Consider the following 17,489-nt stretch of genomic DNA (forward strand, 5'->3'; position numbering starts at 1 on the left):
ACGATGTGTATGAGCGTTGAGAATGAGCAAATCAGAAGAAATTGTTACTCCTAATAAGTGTTAATATTGTGGTGACACAAACTTTTCGAAGGGGATGAAAACATGGCGAAAAAACATGAGGAAGAACGTAACCCTGACCAAGGATTTCTGTCACTGCTCGCTTCACCGGCAAGAAACGCACTGCAGCATCACGGGATCACTTCATTGGAAGAACTCTCCAAATATACGGAAAAAGAGATTTTAAAAATTCACGGAATGGGGCCGAAATCTTTACCCATCCTTAGAAGCGCCTTAGAAGAAAATGGACTGTCATTCAAAAGTTGAGAAAGTCCCTGGATCGGAGGCAACGGTGTGGAACCTGCTTATCTGCTGAAATATGAATATTTAAAACGCGTCCCGGTAACGGCAGGGAATTTTCAATCCCACGATCACTATGAAATCTTTTATTTCCATGAGGGCAAAGGGCAGTATTTGATCGGCGACAAAATTCATGTTCTCAAACCAGGTACACTCATCGTGATGCATGGTTTGACTCTGCATATGCCTAAGAGCTTTGAAGGACATCCCTATGTGCGGACGCTTCTGAATTTTGATCCCGGTTACTTTCGCGCTGCATCCGAGCATGTATTCTCGATCAATCCACTGCAGCCTTTCGAAAGACTTCGAAACTACAAAGTTCAGCTCAGCATGGAGGAGCAGGGTGAATTCGAAGAAATGCTGCGTAAATTGAACCGCTTATATACCGCACCGGATGCCGTCTCCCATGAGCGGTTTCGGGTCTTGTGTCTGGATGCGCTTTTTTTCATTTGCCAAGTGCTGATGAAGCCGGTGACAGAAGAAGCCGGTTTCCCGTCCGAAAAAGAGCAGCACGTTCAGAACGCGTTGTCCTATATCGAAAAACATTATATGACCGATATTCGTCTCGACCAATTGCAAGAGAACCTGCATATCAACAAGTATTATTTGGTGCGCATTTTTCAAGAAGTGACGGGGATGACGATATTTCATTACGTTTACAGAAGACGGATCAATCAGGCCAAAATCCTGTTTCTGCTCGACCCGGAGAAATCGGTGACGGATATTTGTTATGAAACGGGCTTTAAAAATCATTCCCATTTCAGCAAGGTATTCAAGCAATGGGAGGGTAAAACACCGACGCAGTACAGACGCTTGGTAAAAAGTCAATTTTAGAACATTTAGGATATCAACCTGGTCAACCGGGAAGTACCTTCAGCTTCTCGCCGCCTGCTACACTAATCCATATCGACAGTTAAGCTTAGTCGCTGCGAATTTAAGGAGAGGTGATGCAAGAGTGCTGGTACTAACCGGTTTTGCCGATGAAATTTCCGATCGTTTGGAGGAACAGCTCGACGTGCTCGTGTCCGAAGGCATTTCCTATTTGGAGCTCCGGAGCGTGTATGGTAAAAATGTACTGGAATTGACCGATGAAGAATTGGTCCGATTGAAATCTGCATTAAGCAAAACAAGTATTCGCGTGTCCTCCATTGGCTCGCCAATCGGTAAATACCCGATTCAAGACCCCTTTGCCCCCGAACTTGAGAAATTGAAGCGCGCATCGGATATCGCCAAACAATTGGATGCCCGCTATATCCGCGTATTTTCTTATTACATCCCCGACAATGAAGAGCCGGAGAACTACCGCGGCGAAGTGCTCTCCCGTATGAAGATGCTGACCACAATAGCTGAGGAGGAACATATTACGCTGCTGATGGAAAATGATAGCGGCGTTTACGGAGATACCGATGAGCGCTGCTTGAGCATTCTGCAGCATTGTGACTCTCCTTGTCTGAGACTTGCCTTTGATCCCGGCAATTTTGTCATGAACCGGGTGATGCCGATGAGTGAGGCGTACCCGCAGCTGTCAACTTACCTCGAATATGTACATATCAAGGATGCGGACCAACAGTCGCGCATGTTTGTCCCGGCAGGCGAAGGAGACGGCGAGTTTTCAGCGTTTGTTAAAGCACTGAAGGAGAGAAGCTTTTCCGGATTTTTATCCATCGAGCCTCATCTGCACCGTGCATTCCCGGAACAAGAAGGACCCGAGCGATTTAGAATAGCGGCACAAGCCTTAAAAAGGCTGCTGTTAAATGAAGGCTTGGCTTGGTCGTAATCGTATCGAATACTCAAAGGAGAGGGGCTATAAGCATGAGCGTGCAGAAAGTGAAGCTCGGATTGGTCGGTTTAGGAAACATCGGAAGAACGCATATCCATAATATAAAGTCGATGGAGCAAATTGAGCTTGTAGGCGTGTGTGATACGGTTCAAGAGCGGGCGGACAGGTTTGCTGCCGAATGCAGCACAAAGGCCTATTACAGCCATCTGGAGCTGTTTGAGCAATCCGGGCTCGAGGCGGTCATTATAGCGGTGCCGCATTACAGCCACCCGGCCATTGCAAGTGATGCGTTCGAACGCGGAATCCATGTGCTCTGCGAGAAGCCATTGGCCGTTCATGTCAATGACGCCAAGCTCACCATCGATGCTTATGCCGAGGCCAAGGAGAAGTTTCCGGACTTGGTGTTCGGCATGATGTTCCAGGAACGGACGCTTCCCTATTATAAAAAAATCAAGGAAGTGGTTGGCAGCGGTGAACTGGGGCAGCTGACGAGAGCCACTTGGATCAATACCGCTTGGTTCCGATCACAGTCCTATTACGACAGCGGTGATTGGCGTGCGACCTGGGCGGGGGAGGGAGGCGGCATCCTGACCAATCAATGCCCGCACAATCTCGATTTCTATCAATGGGTCTTCGGGGTCCCGGCAAGAATCAGCGGACATGCCCATATCGGCAAGTATCACCATATTGAAGTGGAAGACGAAGTCACCGCTTATTTCGAGCATGATAACGGCATGATCGGGCATTTTATCGTGACGACTGCCGAGTCACCGGGTGTGAACCGTCTGGAGATCGTTGGGGAGAACGGAAGACTTCTGTACGAAAACAATAAGCTTCGCATCTACCGCAATCATATTTCCATGCTGAAGCATCTGCGCGAAACGCAGGACGGGTTCGGGAACGTGGAGTATGAAGAAGAGGAGATCGAAGTGGATACAAGCGTGGAAGCAGGGCATAAGGTGGTCACAGAAAAGTTCATTCGAAAAATAAGCACAGGGAAAGGCGAGCTGATTGCAGAAGGAACGGAGGGGATCCGGTCGGTCACCATCGCCAACGGAATCATGCTCTCATCGTTCACCAAGCAAATGGTAGCCGTGCCATTTGACGCGGATCAATACGAGGAGCTGCTTCGGGAGTTGATTTCGACTTCTAAGTTTCAAAAGTCTGCCTCCAAAGAGCTGAAAACGGATATGACGCAGTCATTTTCCAAATAAGCGAACTTTTTGCAGGACGAGACTAGTGCGCGTTAAAACCAGCAGCAGTCGGCGCAGTGTTTTGATGGTATTTCCTCGACAACGATATGTTCATGTCCGGCAGCGCTGGGCATGAACATATATTGCTGTAAAGGACCGACAGCATAAAGCTATTGTACCGTTTTCTTCTTGAAAATTTCATGCAGTCCAAGCATCGCCGCCCCCAAAGCAGACCCGTACTCTTTCCAGTGGAATACGACGATCGGGGTGTCCCCATAGGGGGAGTGATCAGCTTCGTGAATCGCATGTACGAGACGGTTGAAAAACGCCGCATTGTCAGTAATCCAGCCGCCCAGAATCATTTTTTGCGGGTTGAGCATTTCCAGCATTTTTCCGCAATAATCGGCAATATCACGGATAATGAGCTCTCCTTGGTCACTGAAGGGCTGGACGCCGGCGAGAACCAGGTCCATAAAGGCATGAACCGTTGCTTCCGGCGACATGGATCCGAACTCCTCCGGATGGTTCGCGCGAAGTCTTTCCGCAAGGATGGGCGTGCAATACGGAGAGAGGTGAGTGGTTCGTCCTGCCGCTCCGCTGGAGCCGTGATAAATCTCCCCGTTCAGGACAAGTCCAGCTCCTGTGCCTTGGCCGATCAGCAGAAAAATAATGGTATGTTCATTTTTGGCGGCTCCGCTGAATCGTTCGGCAAAGCCGGCAGCGTCCAAATCGTTAGTCAGCAGTACTGGAATCGAGAGTTCTTGCTCCAACGCTTGACGCATAGGGAACTGTTCCAGCTGCAAATATTTAGAAGAGATGACGATGCTTTGCGTCTCATCGAGTCTCCCCGGCAGAGAAATGCCGATGCGTCTGATGAGCTCATGGGGAATCCGCTGCTTATGGATGAATTGCTGCAGCTGTTTCACCAGTGAAGTTCGAATTTGGTCCTGGCCGCGCACCGATTCCAGGCTTTGGCTTGCTACCAGCTGACCGTTTAAGTCGAGCAGCACGCAATGCGCCGGCGAGCTTGAAATATCCACGCCAATGACATATCCGCCGTCAGCGCGAATATTCAGCAGTGTCATTTTTCGACCGACGCCTTTACCGGCCATACCGGTCTCGTGCACAAGCTGTTCGCGGATGAGCTCCTCGATCAGCACGGAAACGGTCGTTGGGCTCAGCTTGGTTTTTCGCGATAATTCGACACGGGATATCGGTCCATGCTCAAAAATCATATGCAGCAGTGTCGATACGTTGATCTCCCGCAGCATCTGCTGATTTCCTACTTTATTCGTCATCGCATTCTCCTACTTTCGGAAGTTATGATTGGCCGAGTCCCCGTCAGGACAGGAGTGCTGACCCTGGCGGCTAGGCTGAAAGAGGGCATAGGAACGGGAGTGTAGCCTATTCTTGTGTCAATGCGATTATAGAAAAATGTCCATTATGCTGTCAACGAGTCCCAGTCAAGGCGGGGCGGTGGAAGGAATGGTAAATAAAATAAAAAAACACATTGACAGGGCTGTAAAGGCGTCCCTATAATGATCACAAACGTGCCCCAAGGAGGCGTATTTTTTTCGTTAATTAATTCGTCCGGTGGAAAAATTAATCGAAGTGGAGGAGGATGCCGAGTTCAATCTTTGAGAATCCCGCTAGGCGTGCAGCAGTCATTTATTCCGAGGAGGGGTATTACTATGACATCCCGGTTGGACCGCACAGTTCTCAAAAAGGCCAAAAAATACAAAATCCTGTACCTGATGATTCTCCCCGGTATTGTCTACTTGCTCATCAATAACTATATTCCCATGTTTGGCATCATCATCGCTTTTAAGGAAATCGACTTCTCCAAAGGGGTCTTCGGCGGGGATTGGATAGGTTTTCGAAACTTCGAGTATCTCTTCAAGACGTCCGAAGCCTACATCATCACCCGGAACACCATCCTCTACAACGTTGTATTCATCATACTCAATCTTGTCTTCGCCGTTGCGCTGGCCATATTGCTGGCCGAAGTGAAACAGCGGTTTTTAAAGCGATTTTACCAAAGTGCCATTTTGCTGCCCTATCTTATCTCAACGGTCATTGTCGGTTACCTGGTTTTTTCGTTATTAAGCATGGAAACAGGCTTCATGAACAAATCGGTCCTTCCTTTTCTCGGACTGGATCCCGTCATGTGGTATACGGAACCGAAATACTGGCCTGTCATCCTCACCATCGTCAAGCTGTGGCACAGCGTCGGCTATTTGTGCATCATTTACTTTGCCGCCATCGTCGGCATCGACCAAGAGTATTATGAGGCCGCCACCTTGGATGGGGCAGGGAAGTTCAAGCAAATTTTTCACATCACCCTGCCGTCCCTTACCCCCGTCATCACCATCATGACTTTAATGCAGATCGGGCGGATTTTCTATGCGGACTTCGGTCTGTTCTACCAAGTGACGCTTGACTCCGGGCCGCTGCTGCCAACAACCAATGTGCTGGATACATACGTATATCGGGCGCTGCTCAAGAGCGGGGACATCGGAATGGCTTCCGCCGCAGGCTTCTACCAATCCGTGATTGGCTTCGCGCTGATCCTCATTTCCAACTTTGTTGTGAAGAAGATAAACCCCGACAACTCATTGTTCTAATAAGGAGGCGAAGTCCTTGAGAAGAACACGGATTGAACAAGTCGTTATCCATTTTATTTTCTGGTTGATTGTTGCGTTTTGCCTGGTGCCGTTTCTGCTGCTGATTACGGCCTCGTTCACCGATGAGGATGCGATCATCCGGGAAGGCTACTCGTTTTTTCCCAGTGAATGGAGCCTGGATAGTTATGTATTCATTTTTCAAAAATCGGGGGAGATCTTGAATTCTTACGGCATCTCCGTCGTTGTGACTATTTTAGGTACACTGGCCAGTCTGGTCCTGATGACTTTGCTCGCTTATCCGCTGTCAAAGAAGGATTTACCGCTGCGCAATTTCTTTTCATTTATCGTCTTCTTCACGATGCTCTTCAACGGAGGACTTGTTCCGACCTATTTAATCTACTCGAATGTTTTTCATATTACCAATACCTTGCTTGCGCTGATCGTCCCGGGTCTTCTGGTCAGTGCCTTCTATGTTATTTTGCTGCGGACGTTTTTTACCGTATCGGTTCCGGAAGCGGTACTCGAGTCGGCGAACATGGATGGAGCAGGGGAATTTCGGATATTCGTGCAAATGGCGCTGCCGCTGTCTCTTCCCGTGCTGGCAACGGTCGGACTATTTCAGGTCATTAATTATTGGAACGACTGGTTTAACGGACTCATTTACATTTCAGACTCCAGGCTGTACAGCATTCAGGTGCTTTTGAATACCATTTTGCTGAACGTACAATATTTGCTGGATAATGTAGACTATTCTTCAAGGGTGGACGGCAGTTCCATCCCGACCCAGGGCGTCCGCCTGGCTATTGCCGTCATCGGCGCGCTGCCGATTGTGTTAACGTATCCGTTCTTTCAGAGATTTTTCGTTAAAGGGCTGACCGTCGGGGCGGTTAAAGGATGATTTCCCTGCAGCATGTTAAGGAGGTGATGAAGAGCTGCCAGAGGTTGCAGGACGTGGTTACAAAAAATAGAAACCAAATCAGGGAGGCAAATCCATGAAAATCAGCATTGGCGGTTTTTCTTTTTTCAATATGATCCGGGAAGGGAAGATGGATACGTTCGGGTACCTGGAATCGTCCAAGTACAGATACCATCTCGATACCGTTGATTTGTGGAACGGGACCTTTGAAGGGGTTAAGGACGACATTTTTTCACTGCCTGATGAAGCTTATATTCAACGTCTGGCCGAAGCGATACGGGAAAAAGAAATGACGATTATCAACATCGCGGTGGACGGGGCGCATTTATGGGATGCAGATCCAGACAAGCGCAGCAGGCTTTATGAAAACGCTGTCGCCTACCTATCCATTGCTGAGAAGCTTGGAGCGCGAACCATCCGCATCGATGCGGGAGATCAAAGCTCGGCGCCCGGGACGGAAGAGCAGTTCGAATATGTTGTGAACAAGTTCGAAGCGTTGAGCCGGAGAGCGGCTGACCTTGGTCTCATCGTCGGGCCTGAAAATCATATGGGAACTTCCAAAGATCCAAAATACTTAAAAAAAGTGGCCGAAGCGGTCAATCACCCGAACTTTGGCATACTGCTCCATATGGGCCGGTGGGATACGGATGAAGACATTGGCGACACGTTGGTCGCGCCGTGGGTCTATCATACGCATTTTGACGGCAAGACGGTAGGATCACCAAAGGGCGAACACATGGTGAAGACACTGCTGGATGCCGGCTATGACGGATACTGGGGCATCGAGTACAACGCGCCGGACAATCAATACGCAGAGATGGAATGGGCAATCGCTTCCGTGAAGCGGATGTTGAGCCGTTAAAATTAAAAAAAGAAGGGATGATCGAAATGGGAAGAACCGTTCGCATTGGCATGATTGGGGCAGGGTTGATCGGCAAAGCTCACCTGAGAAATTACGCGAATATGGAGGATGTTCAGATCGTGTCCATCTGCGACATCAATGAACAGGAAGCCCTCAAGGTCGCGCATGAGTTTCATATTCCCCACGTCTATACCGATTTCAGAGAAATGCTGAAGCGCGATGACATTGAAGCCGTTGATGTCTGCCTGCATAACAATTTGCATGCCCCCGTGACGATTGCCGCTTTCGAGGCAGGCAAGGACGTATACTGCGAGAAACCGATCGCCGGGACTTACCGGGACGGGCTGACCATGCTTGAAGCGGCAGAAGATTACGGCAAGAAACTGCATATTCAGCTTGGCACCTTGTATCGAAAAGAGACCAAGGCGGCAAAAGCGCTGATCGACGGGGGCATGCTCGGCAAGCTGTATCATGCCAGGGCTACCGGCCATCGCCGGAGAGGACGCCCTTATATTGACGGATACGGCACCCCGGCTTTTCTAAACAAACAAATCGCCGGCGGCGGGGCGCTGATCGACATGGGGGTTTATCATATCGCGCAAATGCTGTACCTGCTTGGCACACCGAAGGTGGAGCGGATTTCGGGTAAAGGCTACCGGGAGATGGATGTGGATGCCGGACGTGCCGGGCAGGCGGTCTTTGACGTGGAAGAGCTGGGGCTGGGGTTCATAAAATTCGAAGGCGGCGCGACGCTCGATATTATTGAAGCGTGGAGCATTCACCTTGGAAGCATCGAAGGCTGCTCTGTGGTGGGGGATAAAGGGGGCATCAAGCTGCCGGCCTATTCGGATCAGCAAATTTTGGCCCCGTTTAGTTTTCATACGACGATTTGCGATATGGATATCAACGGCAGCGTCAACCTGGATGAGATGGACGGCCGCTGGAATCATTTGAAGCCGAATTATGACGCATACCAGTCCTCGCAGCATCACTGGGTCGCCGCGCTGCAGGGAAGAGTGGAGCTGCTTCCCACGGCCCACATCGCCTCGCAGACGATGCTGATCAGCGAAGGCATTTATTTATCCGACCGGCTTGGGCGGGAAGTAAGCAGCGACGAGATCATCGAACAATCCCTGTCGAAAGCGATCCAGCTCTAATGCTGCCTTTAAGGAAGAGGGAGGTCCAACCGGCGGCCGGCCGTTCCTCCGAATCGTTGTCGGCACTGAAACGTTTCAACTTTTTCCTGTATGGCACGATTGCGATTTTGACTTCATTCTTTCCTTTATATTTTCAAAACATCGGACTCAGTAAAGTGGAAATTGGCATGATTATGGCCGGTGGGCCCTTCATTTCCATCTTCGCCAATCCGTTCTGGGGTTATTGGAGCGACCGGCTGCAGAATGTGAAACGTATTCTCATTTTTCTTCTGACCGGGAATTTGTTAGCGACGATCGTGGTATTTCAACTCCGTGAATATGCCGTCATTTTCGCTTTCATGCTGATCTTTTTTTTCTTTAACAGTCCCACGTTCTCGCAGAGCAACAGTCTGATTCTGAATGCCATCGAGAACACGAACTACAAGTTTGGCGCATTTCGCCTATGGGGTTCGCTGGGATGGGCGATCATCGCCGCGTTGGCCGGACCGGTTCTCAGCTGGATGGGGCTGGTGAATCTTTGGATGTTGTACGGGATCATGATGCTGATCTCACTGGCATTTACCATCGGACTCCCTCAGGGCAGAGTGACTTCCAAGCCGAAGACCGAGAGACAAAGCTATTGGAAAGTGATGCTGTCGAGCAGGTTGTTCTTTGTGTTCGTTATCCTTGGCATCCTCATTTCGGTTCCCAACTCGATCAACCAAACGTTCGTCACACTGTACATTTCCAACCTGGGAGGCTCCAACGAATTGATTGGCTGGTCGGTGTTCCTGTCGGCGATCTTTGAAATTCCGGTGTTTCTGCTGTTTGACCGATTCCTGAAAAAGTCGGCAAGGATGATGCTGGGAGGGCTGGTCATCGTAAGTATCCTGTTCGTGATCCGCTGGTTATTGATGTCGGTTGCCGGCGGACCGCTCCAGGTCATCTTTATCCAAGTGCTGCATTGTATTACGTTCGGTGGCTACTATTATATCGGAACCAGTCTGACCGCATTATTAATACCAGCCGAGTACAGAGCGACCGGGCAGGCCATTTATGCCCTGACGTGGGGTGGAATTTCCGGCATCATCGCGGGTCTGTTCGGCGGTTGGATGTTCGATTATTTGGGTCCCCAAACGATGTATTCGATTTGCGCAATCATATCTGTAGCAGGGGTGGCAGGTTTTACGTTCATGTGGATGAAATACCGCAAGCAGTCCGAGTTGGCGGCATCATGAAGATCGGGATCGGACGAATGCCGCTGTGACGCGGCATTCGTCACCCTTTCTGCTGCACTTCAGCTCCAAGCGTGGAGATTCCATATTGAAGATCCTGGGAGGTCAAAAGCCTATGTGGAAAAAGTCGGTTCATTCCTTGTTGTTCTTTGTGCTGGCTGTTACCGTCGTTTTGAGCGGATGTTCAAGCTCCTCTTCGAACGGTGAGAAGAAGCCGTCGTCATCAACGCAAAAAGCATCTGGTGACGGTAAGCTTGCCCCTTATGAAATTACAATCGCTTTCTGGGGACCGGATCAGCGTGATCTTGGTCTTGTGGAGCAGGAAATCAGCAAGATTACGAAAGAAAAAATCAATGCAACCGTCAAACTGAAACGCATTGAAGCGGCTGCGTGGACACAGCAAAAAGTGCTGATGTTCTCCGGCAATGAGAAACTCGACCTGGTGTTCACAGGGGAAGACCAATATATTTCGGAAGTCGCGCAAAAAAAACTGCTGCCCATCGATGACCTGCTTCAGTCCCATGGCCAGGATATCCTAGCCGCCTTCGATCCCGACGTATTGGCTGCGGCAAAAATTGACGGCAAAATATACGGCGTTCCAACGATCCGGGACTTTGCCGCTTATCCGACTATTCTGATGCGAACGGATTGGTTAAAAGAAAGCAATATGGACGTCAGCCAGGTGAAAACAATCGAGGATTTAGAGCCGATTTTTGAAAGCGTTAAAAAGAAGCATCCGGAAGCCAACATGCTGGGTAAAGCGTCAGGGGGAGGTTCCATTGCCTATCCACTGCTGCAGACGACGATTGATCCGCTTGGCGACATGATCGGTGTACTTACCGATCCGAATCAGCTGAAGGTCGTTAATTTGTATGAGAGCGAGGAATATGCGAAGTTCATCGGGGTGATACGTCAATGGTTCCTGGCAGGATACATCCCCAAGGACATTGCAACGACCTCGCAAACCGGCCGGGATTATATCAAGGCAAACATCGGGTTCGCGACACCGAATAAAGGCAAGCCGGGGATCACGACGCAGACGGGAGCATGGGCCGGCAAGGAGCTGACGGAAGTCGCACTCGCGCCGTCCAAAATGAATACGCTGACGATTATGAACGCAATGCTTGCCATTGCGGCCAAGTCCAAAAATCCCGAGCGCGCGATGATGTTTCTGAATTTGCTCTACTCGGACAAACAAATCATCAATTTGCTGGATTGGGGGATTGAAGGAAAGCACTATCAAGTGAAGGAAGACGGGACGATTGACTTTCCTAGTGGTGTGGATGCGACGAACAGCGGCTACAACATGAGACAAGGTTGGATGTTCGGGAATCAGCTGCTGTCTTATCCGTGGTCGACGGACAGTCCGGATATATGGAAGCAAATGGAGGCCTTTAACCAAAGTGCGGAGAAGTCTGCAGCGCTCGGATTCACCTATAACTCGGAGCCGGTCAAAACCGAATTGGCCGCGATCCAGAATGTCGTTCAGCAATATTCAAAAGCGCTGGAGACAGGAACTCTGGATCCGGATGTCTATCTGCCGAAATTTAACGCAGCATTAAAATCGGCCGGAATCGATAAAGTGATCGCCGAAAAACAAAGGCAGCTGGATGTGTGGGCTGCAAACAATAAGTGAAGGACCTCTCAGTACGAAGAAAAAATATTCATTACGATCTAACCTCGAAATCATCGTGCAATCTGCGCAGGCGGTAAGCGTTCATGGCGGATTCGCGAAGCTCCTCAAGAATGGTGTAATTCGCCCATGCCCCTGCGATCGCGCCGATCCCTGGCAGCATCTGCAGCATTTTCCGGAAATCGATCGCATCGCGATACTCGATCTGAAAAGTCTCCCAGTCCATCGTCCTGGAATATTCGGTATCAGACAGCCATTGTTCCTTTTCTATATGCCAATATTTGATGGAATCGAGCAGCCTGGCACGGTTATCCGGCCCCGAAAATGTCATTTGAAACACCTTGAGAATAAACACCCGCTCGGAGAAATGTTTCGTGTCATAACCGTAAACATGCGCCAGCTCGAACAAAAATTTCATCTTGATTGCGATGAGAGCCGGAAAGTCTACCATGCCAAGGATGATGCCGCCGGCTCCCGTTCCAGCACCTTCAGCAACCGCAATTTTTTGGTACAGGGCAAACAGGTCTTTGGCTTCTTGATCGGCAGCTTCCAGATCCATCGTACTTTGCACCGGGCGTCTAGGGGTGTATTCCGCGCCGAACAGTGCCGTGCGCACGATCGACCGGATGGTGGTCGTGATGACGTTTTGCACCTTTGGGGGAATCAAATGGTTGATCCGGCCGCCGACGGATTTCGATGCTTTTTCCATCCATCCCGGCGGCTTGAACATCTTTTGTTCCCATTCGGCAACTTCCCTCTGGACTTTATGTTCGTAATTCATGATCCATCGCTCCTCCAATGTGCTTGCTTTATTCTATTGTAACGAATAACGCCGTGATTTGAACCAGACTGCAGCAGGTTTCTGACCTCGACTAAAGTCCAGCACCGCAAAGAGGTTAGTCATGACCTGACCCTGACATTCACGATTCCGCAATTCTGAAGAAATCTTCCCGCGCATGGCGCTATAGGATGAAGGTATGAATGGCGTTAGCCAGAGGAGGAGATCACCATAAACATGATTGAAGATTGGATTCGTGAATTAACAAGGGAAGCCGAATCGACACGCTTGCTTCTTGAAAGGCTGCCTGAGGACAAACTTTCTTGGCGGCCGCACCCGAGGTCGATGTCTCTGGGACAGCTCGCCCTGCATGCTGCGGGAGTACCCGGGGGGCTGGCTCTATTGCTGGACGAAGCGGTCAGCGAGGCTCCGGTTGTTCCTCTGCCGGAGCCGACCACCCGGCAAGAATTGCTTGAGGCACTGGAATGGAGCGTGTCTCTTGCCGGGAGCAAGCTTCGGGAATGGGGAGAAGATGGGCTAAGGAATTCCTGGAAGCTCGTCAGCAAAGGAGAGACCATCTTGGAAGCACCCCGAATCGATATGGCCCGTACGCTGATGTTCAATCACGTGTACCATCATCGGGGACAGTTGACAGTTTATATGCGACTGCTCGGGATATCCGTTCCTGGGATGTACGGACCCAGCGCGGACGATCAATAACAAAAGTTTAGAGACGTCCTATTGAGAGCAAGGCGATGGAACCCGATGGAACGGCTTGGATGACGATATCGACCCTCGGAGTGGGATGCTGTAAACCAAAAAAAGAACCTGGATAAAATCCCAGGTTCTTTCTTATTGCGCAAAAAAAGACGTGATGATATAATCAGATCACGACTGTTCATGTTATAAAGTCATAAATATCTTATCTTACATTTTAAGTGTAACATGCCGGTTAAACTCTTGTCAAATGTTTTTTTCTCAATCAAATGGTTAGGGAGATGGTCGAATGAGTTCAATGGTTCTTGGGTTTCATGAAATCGAAAAATCGCAGCTTTATCTCGTTGGCGGAAAAGGGTTGAATTTAGGAGAATTATCTAAAATTGACGGAATCCAGGTCCCCGAAGGATTCTGTATTACAACCGCGGGGTATCAAAAAGCCATCGGACAAAACGAAACGTATCATGCATTACTCCAACAACTAACCATGCTAAACGCAGATGATCGGGACCAAATTGGTGAGATCAGCGGGAAGATCCGGCAGACCATTACTGAAGCAGAAATTCCTTCCGATGTTGTGGAGTCAGTAATTCACTATCTCTCCCGGTTCGGCGAGGAACATGCTTACGCTGTGCGTTCTAGTGCAACCGCCGAAGATTTGCCGCACGCTTCTTTTGCAGGGCAGCAGGATACTTATTTAAATATCATCGGTGTTGATGCCATTCTGCAGCATATCAGCAAATGCTGGGCCTCCTTATTTACGGATCGCGCAGTCATCTACCGTATACAAAATGGATTTGATCACCGTCACATTTACTTATCCGTGATCATTCAAAAGATGGTATTCCCGCAGGCTTCGGGAATATTGTTCACCGCTGATCCAATGAGCGGAAACCGGAAGCAGCTGTCTATCGATGCCAGTTTTGGACTTGGGGAAGCACTGGTCTCCGGCTTGGTATCCGCTGATAATTATAAAGTACAAGGAGGGGAAATCGTCGATAAGAGGATAGCAGCCAAAACATTGGCGATCTATGGACGAAAAGAAGGCGGAACCGAAACATGCCAAATCGGTCCGGCACAGCAAAAGGCTCAAACCCTTACTGACGAACACATTGTGCAGCTGGAACGGATCGGAAGACAGGTCGAAGCTTATTTCGGCCAGCCGCAGGACATCGAATGGTGTTTGGCTGATGATGCATTTTATATTGTTCAGAGCCGGCCGATTACAACGCTATTCCCGATCCCTGAAGCAAATGATCAGGATAATCACGTCTATCTGTCTGTTGGCCATCAACAAATGATGACAGATCCGATCAAACCGTTGGGATTGTCTTTTTACCTGTTAATTACTCCTGCACCGATGCGTACAGCGGGCGGAAGGCTGTTCATTGATATTGCGCCTAGGCTGACTACCACTGCCGGCCGGGAAGCTTTATTAAAAAACTTGGAATCCGATCCGCTTTTCATAGGCGCAATCGAGAACGTAATCGAGCGAGACTTTGTCAAATTGGTACCGAATGATCAAACCGCACCCATTCCCGCTAAAAGTAATACAGATAAGCCGGCAGCCTTTGAGAACGATCCATCTATCGTTACTGACTTGATCCAGCGGAATCAAGCCTCGATTGCAGCTTTAAAACAAAAGATCCAAATGAAATCCGGGGCAGAATTGTTCGATTTCATCCTCGAAGACATCCAGGAATTAAAGAGGATTTTATTTGATCCGCAAAGTACGGCAGTGTTTATGTCTGCAATTAATGCTACATTCTGGATCAATGAACATATGAACAAATGGTTAGGCGAAAAAAACGCAGCCGATACGCTTTCTCAATCCGTGCCCAACAATATTACTTCGGAAATGGGCTTGGCGCTGCTGGATGTCGCGGATGTGATTCGCCCTTATCCGGAAGTCATTGATTATTTGCAGCATACAACAGAAGATCACTTTCTGGACGAACTGGTGAAGTTTGATGGAGGAAGGGAAGCCCGGGAAGCGATCTATGATTATCTGAGCAAATACGGCATGCGGTGTACTGGAGAAATCGATATCAGCCGTACCCGTTGGAGCGAAAAACCGCTTACGCTGGTCCCGATGATCCTGAGCAACATCAAAAACTTTGAGCCTCATGAGAGCCGCCGGAAATTCGAGCAGGGTCGCCAGGAAGCTTTGGCCAAAGAACAAGAATTGTTAAATCGGCTGAGACAGCTGCCGGATGGCGATCAAAAAGCCGACGAAACGAAACGGATGATCGATCTCGTCCGAAATTTCATCGGGTATCGGGAATACCCTAAATATGGCTGGGTGAGCCGCTACTTTGTTTATAAGCAGGCTTTACTGAAAGAAGCCGAACGACTCGTGCAAGCCGGTGTCATTCATGATATCGAAGATATATACTATCTAACTTTTGAAGAGCTTCACGAAGCCGTTCGCACCAATATGCTGGATGATCGGATCATCAGCAAACGCAAAGACGAGTATAAAGTATATGAAAAACTGACCCCACCGCGTGTCATCACGTCTGATGGCGAAATGTTTAGAGGTTCGTACAAACGGGGAGATCTCCCGGCCGATGCGATTTTAGGTCTGCCTGTTTCTTCTGGAGTGATAGAAGGAAGAGCTCGTGTCATTTTAAGCATGGAAGATGCTGCTTTGGAAGAAGGAGATATCTTGGTTACCGCATTTACGGATCCAAGCTGGACCCCATTGTTTGTATCCATCAAAGGTTTAATCACGGAAGTAGGCGGCCTGATGACCCATGGAGCCGTGATCGCGCGTGAATATGGCCTGCCGGCCGTAGTCGGAGTGGATCATGCGACCAAGCTCATCAAAGACGGGCAGCGAATTCGTGTGAATGGAACAGAAGGGTACATTGAAATATTGGAATAGCTTGCGTCGTCAAGTTATTCTGTTGTTGTTAACGGCTTGTTTTTTAAGGAACGAATCCAAGGCATTGCACGTAACATGACCCAGCTCATGAATGGGTTATGAATGGAGAAGCGCTTCAGCATCGCCTTGGCAGCCTCCACCTCACGAAATGCATACTGGCTCATCTCCGCTTGATAAGATGCAATGGCTTTCTCTAAAGGTTCGCCTTGGGATACTACTGCTTTAAGTTTTTCAGCGAGAAGAGCTGCATCTCGTAGAGCTGTGTTGCCTCCATGAGATCCAGTGGGTGGCATAACATGTACTGCATCGCCCATTAAAGTGATTCGCGACACCGGCCAGGAAGACGGCTTCCTGGCCGCTTTTAATTTTACCAGCATGGTGTAATCGGCATCGGCTTGATTCACGAACCGCCGCAGCACGGGATGAAAGTCCAGGGCAGTCTCTAGTGCAAAGCGATGCAGTATTTCGGAATCAAGTTTCTCTTGAGATACGGGAAACAATTCTTTGGGCAAGAGAAGAGCCCACATGACATAATCGTCAGAAATGGGAGGTAATTGCTCTGCTCCAAATCGAGAAAAAGCCGCTTGCGGAGCTTCGCGAAAGTTCATCGTCGTAAAGAAAAAGCCTTTACCCGCTTTTCCGATGGCGTATACGCCGCTCGTTTTCAGTGGAGCAGGAACGATGGACTGCCCATTATGCAGAAGAGGCGTGCGACCATAAATTCCCCAGCTGTTCGCATCCTCCGGGTCACAGTCGGGCAACAGCTGCTTGCGTAATGCCGAGTTTACACCATCGGCACCGATGACGAGTGAAGCATGTGTATAACTTCCGTCAGAAAAGTGAAGGGTGGCGCCATCCGCTGCTGTATCGGCCCGAACCGCCTTTTTTCCATAATGAATCCGATCCTGCAGCCCTTCGAGCATAATCGTACGCAGGGTTTGGCGATCGGTTTGACGCGGCGTTCGTAAATCGGTACCACTCCGATCCCCTTTGAATGTGAGCTTGAAGACCTCTCCAAGGTCCTGATTTGTAACTCGAAAGTAAGAATCTTCGTCAGTGGGCGATGTGGTCGCCAAAAACAACTCGAATAAACGCGGCGGAAGGCACTTTTGAAGTCCTGCCATCCCATACTCGTCTAACGTGACCCGATATCCTTGGCGGCGTGCAAACGGTTCCGGATCACTTTCGTACACTTGCACATCGAACCCGGCGCGAAGTAAAGAATGGGCCAAACATAATCCGCTTAACCCGGCTCCAGCAATGGCCACTGAAATTTGGGACATATTTATCAGCCTCTTTTCATTTGCTCATCGGCAATATTATTGATACAATGAAAGCGGCAAAACATTTTATCTCACGAGATAAGATAAA

At 49.2% G+C, this 17,489-nt stretch carries 15 protein-coding genes; 12 read left to right on the forward strand and 3 right to left on the reverse strand.

Annotation, left to right across the window (positions count from 1 at the left end):
- Positions 1-102 precede the first annotated feature (102 nt).
- From K2F33_RS21275 to K2F33_RS21290, 4 genes are all read left to right on the forward strand, one after another.
- Positions 103-324, forward strand: a complete 222-nt coding sequence (locus K2F33_RS21275; RefSeq protein WP_412973934.1) for a DNA-directed RNA polymerase subunit alpha C-terminal domain-containing protein — start codon at positions 103-105, stop codon at positions 322-324.
- Positions 325-351: 27 nt separating this feature from the next.
- The gene (locus tag K2F33_RS21280; protein ID WP_263878492.1) at positions 352-1,191 is read left to right on the forward strand and encodes a helix-turn-helix transcriptional regulator; all 840 of its coding nucleotides are present in this window, start codon (positions 352-354) and stop codon (positions 1,189-1,191) included.
- 121 nt (positions 1,192-1,312) lie between these two features.
- Entirely contained in the window at positions 1,313-2,134 is an 822-nt protein-coding gene (locus K2F33_RS21285) for a sugar phosphate isomerase/epimerase family protein (protein WP_263878493.1), read from the forward strand.
- Between the two features lie 35 nt (positions 2,135-2,169).
- Positions 2,170-3,351: a Gfo/Idh/MocA family protein gene (locus tag K2F33_RS21290; RefSeq protein ID WP_263878494.1), complete on the forward strand. Its 1,182-nt coding sequence runs from the start codon at positions 2,170-2,172 to the stop codon at positions 3,349-3,351.
- A gap of 149 nt (positions 3,352-3,500) precedes the next feature.
- Here the strand turns inward: K2F33_RS21290 and K2F33_RS21295 are convergent, their stop codons facing one another.
- Positions 3,501-4,628 carry an ROK family transcriptional regulator gene (locus K2F33_RS21295; protein WP_212984070.1) on the reverse strand — a complete coding sequence of 376 codons (1,128 nt, stop codon included), beginning with the start codon at positions 4,626-4,628 and terminating at the stop codon, positions 3,501-3,503.
- A gap of 393 nt (positions 4,629-5,021) precedes the next feature.
- Here K2F33_RS21295 and K2F33_RS21300 point away from each other — a divergent pair, with 393 nt between their 5' ends.
- The 6 genes from K2F33_RS21300 to K2F33_RS21325 all read left to right on the forward strand — a co-directional run bounded on the left by K2F33_RS21300 (position 5,022) and on the right by K2F33_RS21325 (position 11,739).
- Positions 5,022-5,954, forward strand: a complete 933-nt coding sequence (locus K2F33_RS21300; RefSeq protein WP_256992865.1) for an ABC transporter permease — start codon at positions 5,022-5,024, stop codon at positions 5,952-5,954.
- Between the two features lie 16 nt (positions 5,955-5,970).
- Complete coding sequence (locus K2F33_RS21305) at positions 5,971-6,852, forward strand: carbohydrate ABC transporter permease (RefSeq protein WP_089547672.1); 882 nt, start codon at positions 5,971-5,973, stop codon at positions 6,850-6,852.
- A 94-nt stretch (positions 6,853-6,946) separates the two neighbouring features.
- Positions 6,947-7,732: a sugar phosphate isomerase/epimerase family protein gene (locus K2F33_RS21310; RefSeq protein ID WP_263878495.1), complete on the forward strand. Its 786-nt coding sequence runs from the start codon at positions 6,947-6,949 to the stop codon at positions 7,730-7,732.
- A 26-nt stretch (positions 7,733-7,758) separates the two neighbouring features.
- A complete protein-coding gene (locus K2F33_RS21315; protein WP_263878496.1) occupies positions 7,759-8,889 on the forward strand; it encodes a Gfo/Idh/MocA family protein in 1,131 nt (376 codons plus the stop codon).
- A complete protein-coding gene (locus K2F33_RS21320; protein ID WP_263878497.1) occupies positions 8,889-10,106 on the forward strand; it encodes an MFS transporter in 1,218 nt (405 codons plus the stop codon). Before K2F33_RS21315 ends, K2F33_RS21320 begins: the two co-directional genes overlap by 1 nt.
- 112 nt (positions 10,107-10,218) lie before the next feature.
- Positions 10,219-11,739, forward strand: coding sequence for an ABC transporter substrate-binding protein (locus K2F33_RS21325; RefSeq protein ID WP_263878498.1), 1,521 nt, complete (start codon positions 10,219-10,221; stop codon positions 11,737-11,739).
- Between the two features lie 31 nt (positions 11,740-11,770).
- Here K2F33_RS21325 and K2F33_RS21330 read toward each other — a convergent pair whose 3' ends face one another.
- Entirely contained in the window at positions 11,771-12,517 is a 747-nt protein-coding gene (locus tag K2F33_RS21330; protein WP_212984065.1) for an EcsC family protein, read from the reverse strand.
- A gap of 234 nt (positions 12,518-12,751) precedes the next feature.
- On the opposite strand from K2F33_RS21330, the gene K2F33_RS21335 reads away from it, so the two are divergent.
- Both K2F33_RS21335 and ppsA read left to right on the forward strand, forming a co-directional pair.
- A complete protein-coding gene (locus tag K2F33_RS21335; RefSeq protein WP_263878499.1) occupies positions 12,752-13,234 on the forward strand; it encodes a DinB family protein in 483 nt (160 codons plus the stop codon).
- A gap of 286 nt (positions 13,235-13,520) precedes the next feature.
- Entirely contained in the window at positions 13,521-16,118 is a 2,598-nt protein-coding gene (gene ppsA, locus K2F33_RS21340; RefSeq protein ID WP_263878500.1) for a phosphoenolpyruvate synthase, read from the forward strand.
- A 14-nt stretch (positions 16,119-16,132) separates the two neighbouring features.
- Here the strand turns inward: ppsA and K2F33_RS21345 are convergent, their stop codons facing one another.
- Positions 16,133-17,401 (reverse strand): FAD-dependent oxidoreductase, encoded by a 1,269-nt coding sequence (locus tag K2F33_RS21345; protein WP_263878501.1) that lies wholly within the window; start codon positions 17,399-17,401, stop codon positions 16,133-16,135.
- Positions 17,402-17,489: the final 88 nt, after the last annotated feature.

It is taken from the genome of Paenibacillus sp. PSB04, from assembly GCF_025809195.1.
In the GTDB taxonomy this organism is placed as follows: domain Bacteria; phylum Bacillota; class Bacilli; order Paenibacillales; family Paenibacillaceae; genus Paenibacillus_AQ; species Paenibacillus_AQ favisporus.